The organism is Azotobacter chroococcum (assembly GCF_002220155.1).
Lineage (GTDB): Bacteria > Pseudomonadota > Gammaproteobacteria > Pseudomonadales > Pseudomonadaceae > Azotobacter > Azotobacter chroococcum.
The window spans coordinates 2725305-2743100 of the sequence record NZ_CP011835.1 but is presented as its reverse complement, the minus strand read 5'-3'; the positions used below and the strand labels follow the sequence as shown (position 1 = coordinate 2743100).

The following is a 17796-nucleotide window of genomic DNA, read 5'->3' as shown; positions in this document are numbered from 1 at the left end:
CGTCACCCATCGCCATGCGGACCCTCGTCGTGAACATGACCCGTGAGGGCCAGCAGACCAGCAGCGTGAAGGTGGCCCGCCTGCTGCACCCCTATTCGCTGGCCCTTCAGGCAGTGTTCGTCGCCCATGATGGCTATGCCAGCAGCCAGACTTTCGTGGCGGCGGCGGTGGACGGCAACGAGTACCTGCTGGTGGCCATCGACGATGTGCTGCCAAAGCGCGCCAATGCCCGCTACCTCGTCGTCAGCGAGGATGCCGCCCTGGCCGTCGACCTCAACGACGGCAGCGGCAGCGCAGCAGGCTCGCCGGCCACGGTCGGCGCCCTGGTGCGGCTGGACGGCCTGCCGGCGGTGCGGGAGGTGGTCGCCGTTGAGCGGCAGGCGGACGGCCAGTGGCGCATCGCCGGGAGTGCCAGCCTTGACGAGGGCACCCTCGAGCTGAGCGTCAGTGGCGGCGCCGTCTACGCCCTGGCCATCGACGACTACGGCACCCTCTACCAGCCGAACCTCGCCGTGGCGGTGGACGACATGATCCGTCCTACCCTGTTCAAGGGCTGGCTCTACCGCATCACCCAGGCCGGCACCCTGCCGGCCAGCGAGCCCGACTGGTGGGATGGCAACCTCACCGGCCCGCAGGACCTCGGCAGCGCCCGTGCCGAGGTGGTGCGCTACCACCGTCCCCTGGCCCATGGCCCCGTATCCGTCGAGATGACCTGATGCTGACAGCCGACATCGGCGCCGGATGGCGCCGCACCCGCGCGTCCGGCGATCCCGTGACCGCAACGCCCTGGAGCCGGACGCCGGCGCGCAATCGGGCGCTGGCCGGCGCCTGGCAACCCGGCCAGCCCCGCGAGCGGGACAGCGCCGCGCCCTGGAGCGCCATCCCGGCCCGCGACCCGTCCGGGCGGCTGCCCTGGGGCGAGGCGCCGCCGGCCGAGGCCCGCTCGGCCAGCGCCTGGAATGCCGTCCCGCCGCGCGACCACGCCGCCGCCGGCGGCTGGGACAGCAGCATCCGCCCGCGCGAGGTGCGCCTGCGCCTGCTCTACAACCCGCAGCCGGCCCGCAAGGATCTGGGCACGGCCCAGGTCTTCCAGCGCTGCGACGAGTTCGGCCCGCGCATCGATGCCGCCGAGGCCCTGCGCCGCAGCGTCTACCTGCCCGGCACGTTGCCGCTGGCCTTCGACTTCGCCGGCGAGCGCTACAGCCCGGGCAGCACGCCCGAGGTGTTCTTCGACTTCGTCTACGTCGCGCCGATCCGCGCCATCCAGCCGGTGGACAGCGGCAGCGCCGACCGCTGGCAGTCGGCCCGCCGCCTGGACCTGCGCCGCGCCCTGCGCTGGGGGCCGGGCCAGCCGCAGGACCCGGCCGGCGTCGGCATCGCCTACCCGGACTACGACGGCCCGGTGATCGCCATCGAGCCGGCCGTCGAGCCCGACATCCTGGAGACCTACATGATCGCCAACAGCGTGCAGCTGGTAGTGCTGCCCGAGCGCACGCCGCTGGAGGCCACCGGCCTCAGCGTCGGCCGCGACATCGACGCCTACAGCTGGCAATTCAGCGCCCAGCTGCTCGGCCGCACCTCGCTCAATCTGGTGCGCCCGGACGCCGGCGGCCCGAAGACCGTCGAGCTGACCATCAACGGCCACGTTTGGGTATTCCTGATCGAGCGCTACAGCAGCCAAGGCAAGTTCCCGGCCGAGCGCTTCACCATCGGCGGCGTGTCCCGCACCCAACTGCTGGCCGAGCCGTACGCGCCCAGGCGCTCGGCGGTCAACGCCGTGGACATCAACGCCCAGCAGGTGGCGGCCGACCAGCTCACCAACACCGGCTTCAGCCTGACCTGGGATGTCGCCAACCAGTACCCGCCGGACTGGACGATTCCGGCGGGCGCCTTCAGCTACCAGGAGCAGACCGCCCTGCAGGTGATCGCCCGCGTCGCCGAGGCCATCGGCGCGGTGGTCAAGCCGGCCCGCGACAGCGACGCCCTGAGCGTGATCCCGCGCTACCGGGCCGCGCCCTGGGCCTGGGCCGGCGAGGTGATGGAGCGGATCATCCCGGCCGAGATTGTCGGCGAGTGGGGCAGCGAATGGAGCCCGCAGCCCGAGTGGAACAGCTGCTATGTCAGCGGCACCAGCCATGGCGTGGCGGTGGACGTGCGGCGCACCGGCACCGCCGGCGACAAGCCGGCCCCGGACGTCTACGACGACCTGATCACCGGCACCGACGCGGCCCGCTCGCGGGGCATCGCCGAGCTGGCCAAGGGCGGAAATCAGGAAATCGTCACCCTCAGCCTGCCGCTGTTCCCCGAGGCCACCGCCCCCGGCCTGATCGAGCCGGCCATGCTCTGCGAGGTGCGCGACATCGACGGCACCTGGCGCGGCCTGTGCCTGGCCACCGAGATTGCCGCCGAGGGCGTGGGTGCGGCCCGCGTCACCCAGACCGTGCGCCTGGAGCGGCATCACTGAGAAGCGGCATGGGCATCACCAGTTCCGGAAAAGAGTTTATCGGTCTGCTGCTTGGCGGTATCTGCGCCGTCGGTAACGGATTCCGAGTGATCTGCGTTAGCCGTTCCCTGTTCGGTGGTGTCTGCGCCGTCGGTAACGGATCTTGAGTGATCTGCGTCAGCCGCTTCCTGTCCGGCTGTGTCCGTACCGTCGCCACTGTCAGCGAAGTAGGCATCGTCAGCGGCTTTGAATGATTCATCCGAGCGCTCTTCAACAACGCTGGATGGGGGGGATGTGTCCGTACCGTCGCCACTGTCAGCGAAGTAGGCATCGTCAGCGGCTTTGAATGATTCATCCGAGCGCTCTTCAAAAATGCTGGATGGGGGGGATTTTTCGGATGCGGTTACAGTAGGTTGCTCGTAGGAGTTTTTGTGGTGGGCCGCCAGTCTATTTTTTATTTCCTCATGATCGTCGTAGACAAATCCTTTGTAACCAATCGCCATTGGAGTATCGAAAACCTGCCTTACGCCTATGTCTCCCGTTGAAGCGTGGCTTAGGGTTGTTGTTACGCCAAAGCTGTTCTCTTCGATAAGTGCTGCGCTTGATGTGTTTGTACTGTCGTTGGTGTCTGTTGGTGGTGTATATAATACCCTGGGCTCGTTGGGGCTTCTTGTTTGGCTGTATTTTCTATTGGTAAAGAACTCTCCCTTGTAGGTGATGTCAAGCTCTCTTGTGTAATATATTTGATATGGGATGAATATTTTTGTCTTGCACTGGCTGCAGACCATTTCCTTGTAGTCTTTTACTTGTTGCAGTTTTTGACTTTGCTCGGGTGGAAGGTTTTGTAGTGCATCAAGTATTTCAAATGGGTTGACCGAATAGTACCGTGCGGTGGGGATCGCTACGCTATATTCTTTTATGTTGTTTATGCCTATGCCTGCCTTGGGGAGAATTTTGGCCAGGATTGCAGTTGAGGCTTGTGACGAGTTCCCCGTGTGCTTGTAGAAGTTAGGGAAGGCTATTTGCTTTAAGTGTTGATATGAGTCTGATGGGTCGATAGTGTCTCTTGTGAAGCACTCTTTTGATGGTAGATATTTTTTTGTGTTGTCTTTCTGGTCTGTTTCTTTTATCTCCTTGAGTTGGCATCCATTTTCTTCTGGGGCAAGTGGCTGGGTATTGTCGTGCTGGTTGGGGATCATTTTACTAATGTTGTCGATAGGTATCCTGGCGATTCTTATTGACGTAAAGGTGCATTCATTGTTATCCAGAGTTGCATTGCAGTTTGGAGTGTAAATGTTTGCGTATATATCGCCTATGAAAATATCCTCGCGTGGCGGGTAGATGGTGTTTATGTCGTAATCACTCATCGCTCTGGCTGGGGGAGGTGAAGGCTTTACTTCATTTCCCGAGCATCCGTGCAGCAATAGTAAGGTGCTGAGTGTTATTACTTGTTTTTTCATTGTGGTTCCCTGTGTGAGGTGGCATGTTCCTTATTTTTGAGTACTGCATGATTTCCGATTGTTTTACTGCTCAATCTTCCAAGAGGATTATAGTTAACTTTCTATTTTGGGGAGTTTTGAAAGGAGCTTTCCTGTTCTGGTAAGCGCCGTTGGCGAGAGCCCGCACCGGACGTCTACGACGACCTGTTCAGCAGCACCGGTGTGGTCCGCATCACCCAGACCGTGCGCCTCGAGCTCCACCATTGACCGGCAGGTTGCACCCGCCCTGTAGGGCAGGTGCAACCTGCCAATCGCAGGAACTGAAATGGCCACCGTCAACCCTTGGAAGAAATTCATCGGCCTGCTGCCCGGCGGCGTGCGCGCCGTCGGCACCGTGACCGCCGTCGACATCGCCAGCGGCACCAGCACCGTCGAGCTGCGCAACGGCGTGTCGATCGCCGCCCGCGGCACCGGCATGGCGGTGGGCAGCAGGGCCTTCGTCGTCGACGGCCAGATCACCGGCCCGGCGCCGGAGCTGCCGCAGTACGACATCGAAGTCTGAGCGTAACCCCATCCCACCCCGAGCCCGCCGCGTGCGGGCTCTTTCGTTTCTGGAGATTCCATGACGCTATCCGAAATCCGCGCCGCGGCCATCGCCCCGGCGCTCGCGCTGCTGCCTGCGCGCATGAGCAGCCCCCAGGCCGAGGCCATGCTGCTGGCGATCGGGCTGCAGGAGTCCGGCCTTGCCCATCGCCGGCAAGTCGGCGGGCCTGCCCGTGGCCTCTGGCAGTTCGAGCAGGGCGGCGGCGTGCGCGGCGTGCTGCTGCACCCGCTGAGTCGGCAGCATGCGTTGGCGGCTTGCGAGGCCCACAACGTCAAGCCATCGGCTGCCGCCGTGTATGCCGCGCTCGAGCACGACGACATCCTCGCCGCCGCCTTCGCCCGCCTGCTGCTGTGGAGGGATCCGGCGCCGCTGCCGGCGGTGGGCGAGGTGGCCAAAAGCTGGGACCTGTATGTCAGGACGTGGCGGCCCGGCAAACCACACAGGAACCGCTGGGATGTCTGCTACGCGCAGGCCATGGATGCGCTGGCGGGCGAGGTGCCGGTATGAGCCTGCTTGCCACCGCCACGGCGCTGCTACCGACCGTCGCCGGCCTGCTCGACAAACTGATCCCAGACCCCGAACAGAAGGCCAGGGCCCAGCTCGAGCTGCTCAGGCTCCAGCAGGAAGGTGCGTTCAAGGATCTGGACGCAGCCCTGCAGATCAACCTGGCCCAGGCGAAGATCAACGAGGTGGAGGCGGCGAGCCAGTCCGGCTTCCAGGCCGGCTGGCGGCCGCTGGCGGGTTATGTCTGCGTGGCGGGCCTGGCCTACGAGTTTCTGGTCAGGCCGCTGTTGCCGTGGCTGCTGACCGTGGCCGGCGTCGCCGATGTCCCGCCGCTGCCCTCGCTCGATGCGGTGCTGTTCGAGCTGGTGTTCGGGATGCTCGGCCTCGGCGCTCTGCGGACGGCGGATCGGTGGAAGCGGGTGAGTGCAGTTACATCCAGTACCTGGACGGGAGGATGAATAGCCAAGGAGATAGAGGGATTCGGGGGGAGGCCCGGAAGGTGGAGGGGGACAGGGATTCCCGTCCTGTTGCGTGCGGGCGGGCACGGAAGGGATTGTCCGCGCCTGCTCGTCTTGCGGAGAGACAGCCTGAAGGCTGTTCGAGTCGTCATTCGTTCCGTAGTCGGCCCGACCTTGCAGTACGTGGGACATCAGTCTTATGAGAAGGAGCATCACCGCGGCGGACAGGATCTGGTAGAGCAGAACAGCGATCGTGAGTATCAGAATCCCATTCATCATGTGTGCGCCTTCAAGCTTGGATAAATTGGGTGGCGTATGAGCAGGGAAGGCTGCTGATACTTGTTTTTGCGCTGCCACGAATCTCATCAACGGGCTAGATACAGGGCGCCCCGAGCCGGAACCTTATGGCACAATGTCGACAGGCTTATTGATATAAACCAATACTTAACGATCGATTGCAAGGCAATCCTGCCAGTGGCAGTGTGCAGTAGGAGTTGAGCGGAGCGTTGCTCTACCACTACAGACAGATAGATACAGAAGTGATTGGTAGAACACCTATATAGATCAAGTATAAGTACTATATGAATTTGATGGAAGGCTCGTTCGATCAGGAATTGTGATGACGTTAATGTAATAAGAAATGGCTAATTAATATCAAAATAATGTCATTTGTGACACAAAATGATATTGTATTGACAACATTTTGGTCATGATTGGATAATTTGTAGCCAGGCACCTAAGGGTTGGGTGCGCCGGCTGGCCCTGTGCTTTTCTGGAGGATCACGGCAAAAAAAGAATAAAAAAAGGATGGAAAATATGACGGGCTGATTTATACAGACTCAGTATTAATTGGTGGAGTGTGTCATGAATCAAGGATGGATTTATTATATTTTGCTATTAATAACAACATTGTATTCTGATAATTGTTTTCGAGATGTGAAGATTAATTCGCAAAATAGATTAAATGCCTTGGATGCGGATTTGCGTGTAATAAGAAGCAGCGTTGATGTCGTGCCTGTCAGGGTCAATGCGTTAGAGTCCAATGTTATTTGGAAGTCCTATGCGGCTGGCAGGCATTTAAAGTTGGAAGAAAGGATAAGTTTTTGAAAATCTTCGAATAATGCATGGCACTCCTTGCGCTTGCCAGCTTTCTTCGCTCGTTGAGCGCCCTTCTTGTCGGCACTCAAGCATTGTTTTTTTCAAACCGGACACAACGACAAGCACCGAAGCTGGCCGGGTCACCTCGATAATGCTTTCGCTGCTTGTGACCAATAGGGCGCAATGCCCTGCCTGATCCGTTTGAATGCTATTGCCCTGCGGCCGGATTCAACGTCCAGCTCCGGGAGCTGGAGCCCCTGCCATCTCGGCAGGGGCTCTTTTTTTGTGCCCGCGACTCAGCGGTGGGAGGTGGAGAGGCGTTCGCCGATGGCCTGCAGCATGGTCGGCAGGAAGTCGCGGTGGGCGCCGAAGGGGTTGCGGATCCAGTTCAGCAGCGATTCGGGGGTGAAGGCGTCGACCCCTCGACGGCTGGTATTCACGCGTGCGCCTCTCGATCCAATACGTCGACAACCCACTGGTTGATGCTTTTGTTCGAGAGCATGGCTTTGGCCGAGATGGAGGCGTGTAACTCCGGGGCCATGCGCAGGCTTAATTTGCCGGAGTATGGCTTTTGCGGGGCACGACCCAGCTTGGCGCAGGTTTCAAGGTAGTCGTCCACCGCCTCCTCGAATGCGCCGCGAAGCTCCGGGACGGACTCGCCGTGAAAGCCGACGACATCGTTGATCCCGACGATATGTCCGACGAGCAGTTTATCCTCGTCGCTGTATTCGATGCGGGCCGAATAGCCCTTGTAGTTCATCACGTTCATGGCGTTATCCCTGCTTTCTCGAGGAAGGCTCTTGCGTCGCGCACCTGGTATGGCTTGGCCTCCTTGTCCGGGTGCGGTCGATGAAAGGTGGCGATCACACCATTCAGCTCGAAGCGGACTCGCGATCCGTTTCCTTCGACGGCCTTGGCACCAGCCGCCACGAATAGGGACTCGATCCGCGCCCACTCCAGGGGCGCCCTGCTGCTGATCTACCCGAAGAACGAGAAGGATGACCTGACTGCCGACGAGCGCAAAGCGCTCAAACGCATCATCGAGACGTGGAGGTAACCATCATGAGTAAGTTTTTCGACGACCTCATGGAAAGCGTCGTGCAAATGGACGAAATCGTTCGCGGCGAACGCCAGCCGTCCCGCGAGTTCACCGTGGATGCCTTGCAGGTGAAGCAGATCCGCAAGGCCACCGGTCTTTCGCAGGCCAAGTTTGCCGCGATGATCGATGTGCAGGTGGGCACTCTGCGCAACTGGGAACAAGGCCGCCGCGAACCGACCGGCCCGGCCAAGGCTCTGTTGCGCGCCATCCACAATGACCCGGAGCACGTCATTCGAGCGCTGGCGGGTTAAGGGTCACAACCATGTCCCTGACCGAGAAAGAGCTGCTCGAACGTGACGTCAAGCGCAATATCGGCGAGGAACTGCTGGCCGCCATCGTCGACGTCAAGCCGGGCGCCATGGTGCCGTGCATCGTGTGGCCCTGACCGAAGCCACCGGGGCATGCAGCAAGTAGGGTAGACAACGGCGCAGCCTTGTCTACCGATGCAAACGGTGGGTAATCGCTGAGCGAGTTTGCCTCGGAACTTCCCCAGGCTGCCGACTTGGCGGCAGCGGGGGAAGGTGGCGCTGGCAGGAGCAGGTTTCCGTTAGTTGTACCCTACGTCGCGCCGGGCGGAGGAAATGGTGACGGTAAATCCAGCCAGCACATCGATGAAAGACATGAGGGTCATGAGGAAGAACGTCGTAGTCCCCGCCGCGCTATAGCCTATGAATTCCACCAGGAAGGCCACGAACAGCAGCATGGACAGGGCATGGTCGATGATCGAGGCATTGCCGGAGCGGGTGGACTTGACTACTTCGCCGCCCAAAGCGACCAAGGCCAGCGTCAACAGCAAGTCCGAAGTGGTGAAAAGCCATTGTGCGCCGGACAGCAAAGTCCCTTGAAACAGCACGCCATCGAGGTTGCCGGTGCCGGTCATCATGACCGCGTTGTAAGCCAGGAAAACGAACAACAGCAGGGGAATACTTCTGATCAATTGCATGGGTATGTCTTCGTCGAGTGTAAGAGGGCGGCCACTATTCACCACCGGTCGCCGGTGTATCAAGAGAGCGAGCGCGTAGGGTAGACAACGGTGCAGCCTTGTCTATCGATGCAAACGGTGGGCAATCGCTGCGCGAGTTGTCACCCTACCGGATTGCGCCTCAGATCGCGGCCAGTCTTTCGGCCAGTCGGGAGTACTGCTCGACCAGCTTGATGAGAACGGCGGCCTGGGCGTTCGGCTTGGCCTTGTCCTGTTCCCATTTGCGCAGGGCGACGATCTCACTCGTCGTTACTTTCGCGCTGACTTAGAAAAGCTTGGTGGTAAAAAAGTGGTAAGCGGTTTGTGCAAGCGCTCTGTAAGCCTTGAGTATAGGGGCTTTCAATAAAAATACGTCCAATCCATCATCGGCGCCACGCAGAAGCGGCGGGAAGGCTCAGGGCGCGTGCTTGCTGGGTTTGAGCTTGATTTCAGTAGCATTTTCGGACGCCTGAGTTGATGCCGTTCTCGCCTGTTTTTGCTTATTTTGGGGAGGTCGTTGCTGCAATGTAGCAACCCAAAAACATCATGTAGCAAATTGAAAATGGGCACGGTTACATTGCGGCGCTGCAAGGATGGCACCACCGGTTATACGGCGCAGATCAGGATCATGCGCGATGGCGAGTGAGTCTACCAAGAAAGCCAGACCTTCGGCCGGAAGCAAGCGGCCCCTGTGGTTCAACCGGCTTTCCGAATCGCTCGGTCGTGTGGCTTGTCGTTCTCCGCTGTTGCCTTCTGGTGCTGCGCATTCAGATAGCGCGCCATATCCGATGCTGGGGCTCGGAACGCTGCGATCAGCGGATCGATGGAAGCGGATGAGTGCGATCGCGCCGAGCCGATGAGCTTGAAGCGCAATGGATAGTGCTCAGGTGGGAGATAAACGCCCCATCCATGGGGCGTTTTCGGATACAGCGCTCAGTGGGCTTCTTCAGCCTCGACAGGATTGCTGCCATACAGCGACCTCACCAGCGGTCCGATGGTCAGCCCCTGCACCAGGATCGAGACCAGCACCACGATATAGGTGAGGGCCAATAGCAGATCGCGCTCCGGGCCCAGGGGCAGCGCCAAGGCCAGGGCCACCGAAACCCCGCCACGCAGGCCCCCCCAGGACAGGATGCGGACGGTTCCAGGGGCCACTTGGAGCTGAGCGGACTTCAGCTGGCGGATCAGGACGATCCCAGGACCGACGGTCAGTACCCGGGCTACCAGGACGGCCCCGCCAAGCAGGATCGCTGCAGCCACATGCGGCCAGGTGAAGGGCAGCACCAGCAGTTCGAGACCGATCAGGGCAAACAGCAGGGCATTGAGAATCTCGTCGATCAGGATCCAGAAGTTATCCACGTAGCGGCGGGTTTCTTCGGACATGGCATGGTGACGACCGTGGTTGCCGATGATCAGGCCGGCAACCACCATCACGATCGGTGCCGAAACGTGCAGCTTCGCCGCCAGCGACGCACCGCCGAAGACCAGGGCCAGGGTCAGCATGACCGATGGCTGGAACTCGTTGACCTTGGACAGCAGCAGGTAGACGACATAGCCCAGCAGCAGACCAAAGATAATCCCGCCGACGGCTTCCTTGAGGAATAGCAGGCTCACTTCGCCAATCGTCGGGGTATGGCCGATCATGAGGACGCCCAGCAGAATGCTGAACATCACCACGGCGGTTCCGTCGTTGAACAGCGATTCGCCGACGATGGTGGTCTGCAGCGGCTTGGGAGCGCCACTGCTCTTGAGGATGCCCATTACCGCGATGGGGTCGGTCGGCGAGATGAGCGCGCCGAACAGCAGGCAGTAAATGAAACTGACCTGCCAGCCGAACAGGGCAAAGGTGTAATAGGCCAGGCCGGCAACCACGAAAGTGGCGATCAGCACGCCGCCCGTGGCGAGAAAGGTGATCGGCCACTTGTAGCTGCGCAAGTCGTCCAGATTGACATGCAGGGCGCCGGCGAACAGCAGCGCGGGCAGGAACCAGGTCATCAGAACGTCGGAGAAATCGATCCGGCGGATCATCTCCTGGATTTCCAGCTCGAGTACCGGATAGCCCAGCGCCGACAGGCCATAAGCGAGCAGCGAGAGAAGGAGGGCCCCGATCATGACTCCGATGGCCGGAGGAAGGCGGATCAGGCGGTAGTTGAGGTAGGTGAAAAGCGTCGTCAGCGCGATGAACGCCGCGGCAAGATCCAGCATCGAAAAAACCCTTCTGTTTGATAGCTTGCTACAGATTACTCCATATGTTCATGGGGTTTTCGACGGCAGATCAGATAAAGAAACGGCCCGGAACGGGCAGGCAGGATGGCCGGGCGCTGGAAGCGGGTTACCGCAATTACGCCGAGAGCGTAGTCGGAGAGGGGGAATAGCCAGGCGGACATGGGGATTGGATCTGGAGGCCCGGAAGCTGGAGGGGGACGAGGGCCGTCGTCCTGTTGCGTGCCGGGTGCGAGCGCTGAAGGGATTTCCTGCATCTGTTCATCTTGTGACGGGACCGGGTGGTGGCTGTTCAAGTCCTCTTTGGGATCGGAAGTGGTCCGGCTTTGCAGAAGCTGGGCTATCAGCTCCATGAGAAGGTCCATCACCATGGCGGCAAGGATCAGATAGACCAGAGCGGCGAGCGTGAGCGTCAAAGCTCCATTCATCAGATGTGTGTCTCCAACCTGGCTTGATGGGGTGGCATGGCGAGCAAGGGAGGCGGCTCACGCTGGGTTTCGTTGCGCTACCACGGACCAGAAAAGGTCAGACACATTCAGGACAAGGCCGCCCAGCCGGCACCTTATGGCACTGGAACAGCGGAGTTCTTGACGTGCGCCAACATTGATCGACGTCCTCGATGCAATGCGACGGAAGACGGCGTGCGGGAGTCGCCATGTCGGACGATGGTTCCGCATGGACGGCCAAGCGGCTGAAGAATGCGTGCGATAGCACACAGGTAATATCAGAATGGCGGCAAAATGATGCCATCAAAAACCTGTCGTGCTAGGAGCCGTGAAGTGGTTGATCTTTCGCACTGGAATCTGACCATTCCTGTTGGGGCCACGATCATTCAGACCAGACAGCTTCAGACGTATGAGTCGAAGTGGTTTGCCCGCAACACCGATGGCTCCATCACCTTCTATGCGCCTTCCTCCGGGGCAGGCATCAGAAGCACGCCGAACAGCATTTACCCGCGCTCCGAACTCCGCGAGACGCTGCCCGACGGTGCCGACAAGGAGGCCAACTGGCGTCTTGGCAGCGCCAGGGTCCACCGTCTGAGCGCAACGCTTACAGTCGACGCCTTGGCTGCCAGCAAAAAAGCGATCATCGGCCAGTTCCACGGTGCAAGCACGAAACCGCCGTTCAAATTGCAGATCACCGGCAGCACCATCTATGTGCAATACCGGCCGCAATACAACGGCGAGGAAAAGAAAGATCCCATCCTCACGGGCTACAAGCTTGGCAACAGACTGGCTTATTCGGCGGCAGTCACCAGCGACGGGGAACTGACCGTCACGGTCAACGGCGAAGTCAGGAAATACCAGTTCGACGTGGCTTCGTACCGGGGCGACAGGTGGTACGCCAAAGCCGGCATGTACAGCCAGCAGGAGATCGGCGGAGCGGGGGCCGGGAAGGCTACCTTCCATTCGCTGAGCATGACGCACAGCGACAGGACGGAAGCGTCCGAAGTAGTGCAGCAGGCGGAAAGCCAGGAGCGTCATCGGCAAAATCCGGGAGCACTTGTCCCTGTTCGAGGATCTGCTGGACGACCTTCCGGGGAGCTTCAGCTGTGATGTATTCGATAGGCTCCAGGAGTGCTTCGTGAGCCGAATCCTTCTTATGCGAAGGCAAGGAAAGTCATAACCTCGGTCAGCCAGTTTCGCGTCTCTCCCATGCCTGGGATAGGGGAGAAGTCCGGGCACTCCTTGAGCCCGGGTACAGTGAAACGGCTCTAGCGGCGACTGAAACAGAAAAGCCCGGAGCCCTTGTATTTATTGGAGTTCCGGGCTTTTCTCCGGCCGCATTTTTTGTGCTGCTTGACGGCAAATAGGGTGGACAACGCTTCGCCTGTCCAGCATTACTATGGCGTCGCTCCACTCAAACAACACCTGCAAGGGCTGACCCCGTGTATTCCTCCCCCTCCAAACTCCTGTTCCTCCCCGGTGCCTCCGGCAGCACGCGGTTCTGGCGGCCGGCTGCCGATCTGCTCGTTCACCCGGCGCAGAAAGTCCATGTCGGCTGGCCTGGCCTGGGTTCGACACCGGCCGATCCGGGCGTGACCCGCTTTGCCGATCTGGTGGCGCGTGTCGTGGTCGAGATCGACCAGCCCGCGGCGCTGGTGGCGCAGTCGATGGGTGGGGTTATTGCCATGCTGGCGGCGCTTGAGCGGCCTGAGCTGGTCACTCATCTGGTGCTGACCGCGACCTCGGGCGGGGTGGATATGGAGAGCCTGGGCGCGCAGGACTGGCGCCCCATGTTCGCGGAGGCAAACCTGTTCGTGCCGCAGTGGTTCATCGACTATCGCGAAGACCTGACGCCCCGGCTGGCGGAACTGCGGACGCCGACGTTGCTGCTGTGGGGCGACGACGACCCGGTCAGTCCCGTCAGTGTCGGCCAGCGCCTCGCCGCGCTGCTGCCTCGCGCCGAGCTGCACGTCTTCCCCGGCGGCGACCACCGCCTGGCCAAAATCCTCGCCGCCGAGGTGGCGCCGCTGATCGACAGGCATCTGGCCAAGGGCTGATGACCTGATTTCCCTCTCCTGGTCGGCGGCGAGCGCGATCCCCACAGCCTCGCCGCCCAGCTACCGGCGCCGAATCGCTCGACCTCAAGCAGGCTCCGGCAGGACGCGAAGCTGACGGCATTTCTTCCCTGAAGACGGTTGCTGGCGATGCTGTTCACGGCCAGAGGGCGCCGGCATGCCTGCCGCATTCACCATCTCCGGCTCGCTCGGAGAAGGGCGACGAACGGTCTCCCTTCAGGCTTGGGGGTGTCTGCAACTCCCGTCATGATAATCTTTTCCTTGTAAATCAGTTGCTTGGAATTCGTCTGTGAAGAGTGCGGCTGGAGTCGCGGCTTGGTCGGCCATCATGAAGCACCCCCTCCTTAAGCATGAGATGGCAATTATTTTATTGATCCATGTCAACCAAATGGTTAGTTTCCTCACCAAGGGAAGCGAAACGGCGCAGACAGCGCCTCAGTAACAGGAATCGACTGGCCACGACCGCTTATCTCGTCCTCGGGGGAACCGCCATGAAAAAGTTCGGCATTCTGGCTCTGACCATCGGCATGCTCACCGTCAGCAATGTTTACGCCGCTGAAATCGTCAGCGAAGTGGGCGACGAAACTTCCGGTCAGGCCACGGGCGGTATGACTGGCATGATGGCCGGTTCCGTGGGCGGTCCGATCGGTGCCGTGGTCGGTGCAGGACTTGGCGCGGTGCTCGGCGGTTCCGGTCAGAAGGCACTGGGCGGCAGCGACCGCGCCTACATCGTGCGCACCGACAGCGGCGAACTGAAGACGTACCGCTCGCCGAACTACGTCTTCGTCCCCGGCGACAAGGTGGTGATCCACGGCAACCGTCCGCGCCCGCTTGGCTGGACGCCCGAAACTGCCGAATCCTTTCCCTATAACGGCTAACGGCTCAGCTGGCGGGTAGGGGGCGACGCCAGGGTTGCCCGCCGCCACTGATCCCCGCGACGGGCTGACAGGTCCCGAGTTGCACATCTTCCCCCGGCGGCAACCGCGTACTCGCAGTGCCGCCACGCCTTCTCTCCCTGACACCATCCGCTTCACTCCCGGCAGCTCAGCTTTTGCCGCTGAGCTTGGAGCGCCATGCGCCTCGCCAGCGTCCCGATCTCGCCCGCCCGGGGCATGCGCGGCGGGAGCTGATGAGCAGTGCTACACGATGCGGGTGGAGTGCTTGTGGCGGATGGAGGAGTGGAGTTGAGATGGAGGCGGTATGGGTATGAAGGGGCGAAACAGGAGCCTTTGTGCAACGAGGGTTCCTGCATTGGTCTGTCCATCGAGTATGGACAGACCAAACAGCCGAGACGGCGCGTTGCCGGTGATCAGTGTCTGCCGGGAGGGGCCGAACCGGGCATGAAAAGGTGGCGTTATTTTTCCACGGAACAGCTGCGGCCGCCGAAGAGCATGCGAGCAGGGCACCAGCTGAGCAGCCCGGTAGCCAGGAGCATTGCTCCAGCCCAAGCCCAGAGCGGACCTCCTGCGATGGCCCAGATGACCAGTGCAATGCCGATCACGATGCGAGCGATTTTTTCGATGCTGCCAATGTTTTTTTGCACGATGGGTTGTCTCTTTACGGGGTAGTAATGTTTTGTAGCAGTGTTATAGCGGTACGTCTTTTTCGGGTTCACCTCCGGGCTCAATAGGCAGCCCGAAGTTCTGCCAGAGTCTGTCTGAAAAATACTTTCCAAGGCAAATCCTGGCGCAGGCCAATGCTTAATAACTTCGTAAACGGCGGGATGGCTCAGGGCACGTGGTTGCTGGGTTTTGAGCTTGAGGCGCAAGGACGAATCAGCCTATCAGCAAAGCCAGGCCTTCGATCGCAGGCGAGTGCCTTCGGTGCGGACCAGGCGGCGGGAGTCGGATCTGGCGGCTCCGGGGTCAGTTCACTTGCGCAGTTTGGCAGACCAGATCCAGCAGCTTGATGGCGCTGTGCCTTGTTACGGTGCGCTTGCCACGAAACGTTAGTTGGTGCAGGATTTTTCTGCTGTAAGTGCCGAGCAGCCTGTTTCGACAGGCCAACATCACAATCACGGAGACAATATGAATAATAATAGTGCCGATGTTGCTGTATACGTGCAGAAGTACAAGGGGTTCGATATGGCGGTTGAGCCGTACCGCTCCGAGCTGGGAAAGAAGTGGATTATCCGAGCCAGCGTACGTCGCGATAAAGAAGTGTTTACCTCCCGAAAGACCGATGTCGATTATTGCTGCTGTGGCCTCGATGCGGCGCGTGAGGCAGGGTTCCAGCATTGCCGCGCTCTGATCGACAGGCTAGCCAAGCATTAGCAGCAGGCATCCTCTGCTGCCACCTCTCTCTGCTTCGAGCATGAGGCTCTTGAATTTGGTCATGGTCGCGTAGCGGATGACCGGCGAGGCGAGGGCAGCAGTATTCTCCTGCCGTCCGCGGCCTGGCTCGATAGCGGTCGAGGCGAAGCCGCCTGCGAAGTCATCGATGACCAGGTCGCCGACGTTGAGTGCTGTATGCGAATGAGCATGAAAGAGCCTGGTCATTGGCCAGCCTTCTGGTGAATGCGTTCCATCCGATCCAGATGCGATGACCTGTCGTGTACTGGTGCACTGTCATTGCATGGTCGGCAGTTGCGATTGCGAGAGAGGATTTCCGGCTATTTGCATTTGCAGATCCACCGCTATTCGAACATCCATGTTCAGAACAGTCATCATCTTTTTAAGGGGAATGGGTCAAGTAATGCAGACTGCTCATCGAGGGCGTCATTTGCATGGCTTGCGTCAGTGCAGATCGACTTGAGCGGAATGGCGCTCCTGTTCCTTGGAGCGGGCGCTGGGTAAAATCTGGAATGGCTGGCTTTGCTCCAGCAGAGGGATGCCGAAGGTTCGTGGAATGGATAAGGACAGCAGGCATGGCTGTTCAAGGCGGGGTCAAAAGATATTTCAAAATATGTATTTCTTATTGAGTAATGTCTAATTGGCATTACTGAATGCGGACGCCTGTTACAGTGCGCTGCATGGTGATGGACAGCATGCGGATTGTCTTTCGTGCCTTGGCCCGCTGCCCTGATTGGGATGTTGCCGGGGTGGGTTTCGCAGGCGCGAGATTGTTTGCAGATGTGTCCACCGGAAGTCTGTATCGCCAACTTCTTCGTCGTAGTGTCCGCTATGGACAAGCCATAACAGGCTTCGTCTGCGGGGCATCGATATTTGCTAAGGAAAGCCGGGATACCCTTGGATTTGGCTGGTTGTAGATGGGTTTTTGGAAGATGTTGCTTCAAAGATCGAACCGAACTGGATGAGGTATTCGCTTGCCGATGGGCACGGGTTCGAGCGCGCGAGTCGCTGCATAAGTCGCAGATGGCATCCTTGACGCGCTCAGGTGGTTAATCATTAATAGCTCCATCCATCGGATAACCCGAGATTCATGGGGTTGCAGTGATATCGAACTACCGTTCGATGGTCGAATCCCCGTTACTCCCCTAGTCGAGATGCGCCCGTGTCGAACGCCTTTATCCGAAAAAGCCAATACCTGATCAAAACCCTCACCTATGTTGGCTGGTCGCTGTTCTGGCTGTTGCTCTGGGATATCTTCATCACCGTGGATTACATGCTTCTTGTGAGTCCACGCTGGAACCTCCCCTCGATGCCCCTGACGCTGCTCGGTTCGGCGCTGGTGGTGCTGACCAGCTTCCGCAATTCCAGTGCCTACAACCGCTGGTGGGAAGCGCGGACCCTGTGGGGCACCATGACCAACAACTCGCGCAGCTATGCGCGCCAGGTACTCACCCTGATCGATGACGCCTATGGCATGAATCCGGTCAAGGCCATTCTCCTGCGCCGCCATGTGGCCTATGTGAAGGCTCTGTCGGCGCACCTGAAGGGCGCGCCCTGCGGCGATGAGGTCCAGGCGCTGATCCCGGCCGAGGAGTTCGACCGCCGTCATCACACCAACAATTTTCCCAACGACATCCTCAACGGCTCGGCCGCCCTGCTGGCCAAGGAATACAAGGCCGGTCGGCTGGACAGCATGCGCCTGTCGCGACTGGAGTCCACCATGGTGGTGCTGTCCGACTGCCAGGGCGGCATGGAGCGGATCGCCAACACGCCACTGCCGTATCCCTACGTGTACTTCCCGCGCCTGTTCATCACCCTGTTCTGCCTGATCATGCCGATCGGCCTGGTGGAAACCCTGGGCTGGTACACGCCGCTGGTGTCGACGGTGGCGGGCTTCATGCTGCTGGCCATCGAACGGGTCGGCACGGATCTGCAAAGCCCCTTCCGCAACAGCGAGCACCGCATCCAGACCGAAGCCCTGTGCCAGAACATCGAGCGCAATCTGGAGTCGATGCTGCGCGATGCCACCGCGGAGCGCTCGCCCGAGCTGGCTCCGGTGGGCGGCGAGATGAAGCGCCTCTGAGGTCCGCCCGGAAAGGGCGGCTCGCTGCGACATGAAAAGAACGGGCGGGGTTTACCCCGCCCGTCGTGCTTC

General features: G+C 60.1%; 22 protein-coding genes and 1 pseudogene. 13 read left to right on the top strand and 10 right to left on the bottom strand.

Going from position 1 to position 17796, the window contains the following annotated elements:
• Positions 1-29 precede the first annotated feature (29 nt).
• Complete coding sequence (locus ACG10_RS12530; RefSeq protein ID WP_157731450.1) at positions 30-716, top strand: hypothetical protein; 687 nt, start codon at positions 30-32, stop codon at positions 714-716.
• Positions 716-2464, top strand: coding sequence for a hypothetical protein (locus tag ACG10_RS12525; protein WP_089168468.1), 1749 nt, complete (start codon positions 716-718; stop codon positions 2462-2464). Before ACG10_RS12530 ends, ACG10_RS12525 begins: the two co-directional genes overlap by 1 nt.
• Here the strand turns inward: ACG10_RS12525 and ACG10_RS23745 are convergent.
• The gene (locus ACG10_RS23745; protein ID WP_157731449.1) at positions 2458-3903 is read right to left on the bottom strand and encodes a hypothetical protein; all 1446 of its coding nucleotides are present in this window, start codon (positions 3901-3903) and stop codon (positions 2458-2460) included. The two genes, ACG10_RS12525 and ACG10_RS23745, sit on opposite strands and share 7 nt — an antisense overlap.
• A gap of 304 nt (positions 3904-4207) precedes the next feature.
• Here ACG10_RS23745 and ACG10_RS12520 point away from each other — a divergent pair, with 304 nt between their 5' ends.
• The 4 genes from ACG10_RS12520 (at position 4208) to ACG10_RS23740 (ending at position 6555) form a co-directional block, all read left to right on the top strand.
• Complete coding sequence (locus tag ACG10_RS12520) at positions 4208-4444, top strand: hypothetical protein (RefSeq protein ID WP_089168467.1); 237 nt, start codon at positions 4208-4210, stop codon at positions 4442-4444.
• Positions 4445-4504: 60 nt separating this feature from the next.
• The gene (locus tag ACG10_RS12515) at positions 4505-4993 is read left to right on the top strand and encodes a hypothetical protein (protein ID WP_089168466.1); all 489 of its coding nucleotides are present in this window, start codon (positions 4505-4507) and stop codon (positions 4991-4993) included.
• The gene (locus ACG10_RS12510) at positions 4990-5448 is read left to right on the top strand and encodes a holin family protein (RefSeq protein ID WP_089168465.1); all 459 of its coding nucleotides are present in this window, start codon (positions 4990-4992) and stop codon (positions 5446-5448) included. The genes ACG10_RS12515 and ACG10_RS12510 overlap by 4 nt, the downstream gene beginning before the upstream one ends.
• An 864-nt stretch (positions 5449-6312) precedes the next feature.
• A complete protein-coding gene (locus ACG10_RS23740) occupies positions 6313-6555 on the top strand; it encodes a hypothetical protein (protein ID WP_131252938.1) in 243 nt (80 codons plus the stop codon).
• A gap of 287 nt (positions 6556-6842) precedes the next feature.
• Here ACG10_RS23740 and ACG10_RS23735 read toward each other — a convergent pair whose 3' ends face one another.
• The 3 genes from ACG10_RS23735 to ACG10_RS12500 are packed head-to-tail and all read right to left on the bottom strand — an operon-like array spanning position 6843 to position 7524.
• Complete coding sequence (locus ACG10_RS23735; RefSeq protein ID WP_157731448.1) at positions 6843-6986, bottom strand: hypothetical protein; 144 nt, start codon at positions 6984-6986, stop codon at positions 6843-6845.
• Positions 6983-7315: a type II toxin-antitoxin system HicB family antitoxin gene (locus tag ACG10_RS12505; RefSeq protein ID WP_089168464.1), complete on the bottom strand. Its 333-nt coding sequence runs from the start codon at positions 7313-7315 to the stop codon at positions 6983-6985. The genes ACG10_RS23735 and ACG10_RS12505 overlap by 4 nt, the downstream gene beginning before the upstream one ends.
• On the bottom strand, positions 7312-7524 hold the full coding sequence (locus ACG10_RS12500) for a type II toxin-antitoxin system HicA family toxin (protein WP_232487272.1): 213 nt from the start codon (positions 7522-7524) through the stop codon (positions 7312-7314). Before ACG10_RS12500 ends, ACG10_RS12505 begins: the two co-directional genes overlap by 4 nt.
• On the opposite strand from ACG10_RS12500, the pseudogene ACG10_RS24825 reads away from it, so the two are divergent.
• The 3 genes and pseudogenes from ACG10_RS24825 to ACG10_RS24740 all read left to right on the top strand — a co-directional run.
• A pseudogene (locus tag ACG10_RS24825) lies at positions 7496-7603 on the top strand (type II toxin-antitoxin system RelE/ParE family toxin); the annotation flags it as partial. The gene ACG10_RS12500 and the pseudogene ACG10_RS24825 overlap by 29 nt on opposite strands.
• Positions 7604-7608: 5 nt before the next feature.
• Positions 7609-7896, top strand: coding sequence for a NadS family protein (gene nadS, locus ACG10_RS12495; RefSeq protein ID WP_012701743.1), 288 nt, complete (start codon positions 7609-7611; stop codon positions 7894-7896).
• Positions 7897-7907: 11 nt separating this feature from the next.
• Complete coding sequence (locus ACG10_RS24740) at positions 7908-8030, top strand: hypothetical protein (RefSeq protein WP_269768793.1); 123 nt, start codon at positions 7908-7910, stop codon at positions 8028-8030.
• A gap of 162 nt (positions 8031-8192) precedes the next feature.
• On the opposite strand, the gene ACG10_RS12485 is transcribed toward ACG10_RS24740, so the two are convergent.
• The 3 genes from ACG10_RS12485 to ACG10_RS12465 all read right to left on the bottom strand — a co-directional run bounded on the left by ACG10_RS12485 (position 8193) and on the right by ACG10_RS12465 (position 11257).
• Positions 8193-8588: a hypothetical protein gene (locus ACG10_RS12485; protein ID WP_089168462.1), complete on the bottom strand. Its 396-nt coding sequence runs from the start codon at positions 8586-8588 to the stop codon at positions 8193-8195.
• A gap of 951 nt (positions 8589-9539) precedes the next feature.
• Entirely contained in the window at positions 9540-10811 is a 1272-nt protein-coding gene (locus tag ACG10_RS12470) for a cation:proton antiporter (RefSeq protein WP_089168461.1), read from the bottom strand.
• A gap of 35 nt (positions 10812-10846) precedes the next feature.
• Positions 10847-11257: a hypothetical protein gene (locus tag ACG10_RS12465; RefSeq protein WP_039803525.1), complete on the bottom strand. Its 411-nt coding sequence runs from the start codon at positions 11255-11257 to the stop codon at positions 10847-10849.
• Positions 11258-11608: 351 nt separating this feature from the next.
• Between ACG10_RS12465 and ACG10_RS12460 the strand changes: the two genes are divergently transcribed.
• From ACG10_RS12460 to ACG10_RS12450, 3 genes are all read left to right on the top strand, one after another.
• Complete coding sequence (locus ACG10_RS12460; protein WP_089168460.1) at positions 11609-12385, top strand: polysaccharide lyase family 7 protein; 777 nt, start codon at positions 11609-11611, stop codon at positions 12383-12385.
• 332 nt (positions 12386-12717) lie between these two features.
• Positions 12718-13332 carry an alpha/beta fold hydrolase gene (locus tag ACG10_RS12455; RefSeq protein WP_089168459.1) on the top strand — a complete coding sequence of 205 codons (615 nt, stop codon included), beginning with the start codon at positions 12718-12720 and terminating at the stop codon, positions 13330-13332.
• 509 nt (positions 13333-13841) lie between these two features.
• Positions 13842-14228 carry a hypothetical protein gene (locus ACG10_RS12450; RefSeq protein WP_157731446.1) on the top strand — a complete coding sequence of 129 codons (387 nt, stop codon included), beginning with the start codon at positions 13842-13844 and terminating at the stop codon, positions 14226-14228.
• Between the two features lie 476 nt (positions 14229-14704).
• On the opposite strand, the gene ACG10_RS24445 is transcribed toward ACG10_RS12450, so the two are convergent.
• The 3 genes from ACG10_RS24445 to ACG10_RS12435 all read right to left on the bottom strand — a co-directional run bounded on the left by ACG10_RS24445 (position 14705) and on the right by ACG10_RS12435 (position 15848).
• On the bottom strand, positions 14705-15118 hold the full coding sequence (locus ACG10_RS24445; RefSeq protein ID WP_232487101.1) for a YgaP family membrane protein: 414 nt from the start codon (positions 15116-15118) through the stop codon (positions 14705-14707).
• Between the two features lie 97 nt (positions 15119-15215).
• The gene (locus tag ACG10_RS24130; RefSeq protein WP_198318938.1) at positions 15216-15587 is read right to left on the bottom strand and encodes a hypothetical protein; all 372 of its coding nucleotides are present in this window, start codon (positions 15585-15587) and stop codon (positions 15216-15218) included.
• A 21-nt stretch (positions 15588-15608) separates the two neighbouring features.
• Complete coding sequence (locus ACG10_RS12435; RefSeq protein WP_089168457.1) at positions 15609-15848, bottom strand: hypothetical protein; 240 nt, start codon at positions 15846-15848, stop codon at positions 15609-15611.
• A gap of 955 nt (positions 15849-16803) precedes the next feature.
• Here ACG10_RS12435 and ACG10_RS12430 point away from each other — a divergent pair.
• Positions 16804-17724 carry a bestrophin family protein gene (locus tag ACG10_RS12430; RefSeq protein ID WP_039803531.1) on the top strand — a complete coding sequence of 307 codons (921 nt, stop codon included), beginning with the start codon at positions 16804-16806 and terminating at the stop codon, positions 17722-17724.
• Positions 17725-17796: the final 72 nt, after the last annotated feature.

Excerpts from the sequence above, each read along its gene's own strand:
- ACG10_RS12525 (WP_089168468.1), top strand. The coding sequence starts at position 716 with ATGCTGACAGCCGACATCGGCGCCGGATGGCGCCGCACCCGCGCGTCC.
- ACG10_RS23745 (WP_157731449.1), bottom strand. The coding sequence starts at position 3,903 with ATGAAAAAACAAGTAATAACACTCAGCACCTTACTATTGCTGCACGGA.
- ACG10_RS12520 (WP_089168467.1), top strand. The coding sequence starts at position 4,208 with ATGGCCACCGTCAACCCTTGGAAGAAATTCATCGGCCTGCTGCCCGGC.
- ACG10_RS12515 (WP_089168466.1), top strand. The coding sequence starts at position 4,505 with ATGACGCTATCCGAAATCCGCGCCGCGGCCATCGCCCCGGCGCTCGCG.
- ACG10_RS12510 (WP_089168465.1), top strand. The coding sequence starts at position 4,990 with ATGAGCCTGCTTGCCACCGCCACGGCGCTGCTACCGACCGTCGCCGGC.
- ACG10_RS23740 (WP_131252938.1), top strand. The coding sequence starts at position 6,313 with ATGAATCAAGGATGGATTTATTATATTTTGCTATTAATAACAACATTG.
- ACG10_RS12505 (WP_089168464.1), bottom strand. The coding sequence starts at position 7,315 with ATGAACGTGATGAACTACAAGGGCTATTCGGCCCGCATCGAATACAGC.
- nadS (WP_012701743.1), top strand. The coding sequence starts at position 7,609 with ATGAGTAAGTTTTTCGACGACCTCATGGAAAGCGTCGTGCAAATGGAC.
- ACG10_RS24740 (WP_269768793.1), top strand. The coding sequence starts at position 7,908 with ATGTCCCTGACCGAGAAAGAGCTGCTCGAACGTGACGTCAAGCGCAAT.
- ACG10_RS12485 (WP_089168462.1), bottom strand. The coding sequence starts at position 8,588 with ATGCAATTGATCAGAAGTATTCCCCTGCTGTTGTTCGTTTTCCTGGCT.
- ACG10_RS12470 (WP_089168461.1), bottom strand. The coding sequence starts at position 10,811 with ATGCTGGATCTTGCCGCGGCGTTCATCGCGCTGACGACGCTTTTCACC.
- ACG10_RS12465 (WP_039803525.1), bottom strand. The coding sequence starts at position 11,257 with ATGAATGGAGCTTTGACGCTCACGCTCGCCGCTCTGGTCTATCTGATC.
- ACG10_RS12450 (WP_157731446.1), top strand. The coding sequence starts at position 13,842 with ATGAAAAAGTTCGGCATTCTGGCTCTGACCATCGGCATGCTCACCGTC.
- ACG10_RS24130 (WP_198318938.1), bottom strand. The coding sequence starts at position 15,587 with ATGCTGGAACCCTGCCTCACGCGCCGCATCGAGGCCACAGCAGCAATA.
- ACG10_RS12435 (WP_089168457.1), bottom strand. The coding sequence starts at position 15,848 with ATGACCAGGCTCTTTCATGCTCATTCGCATACAGCACTCAACGTCGGC.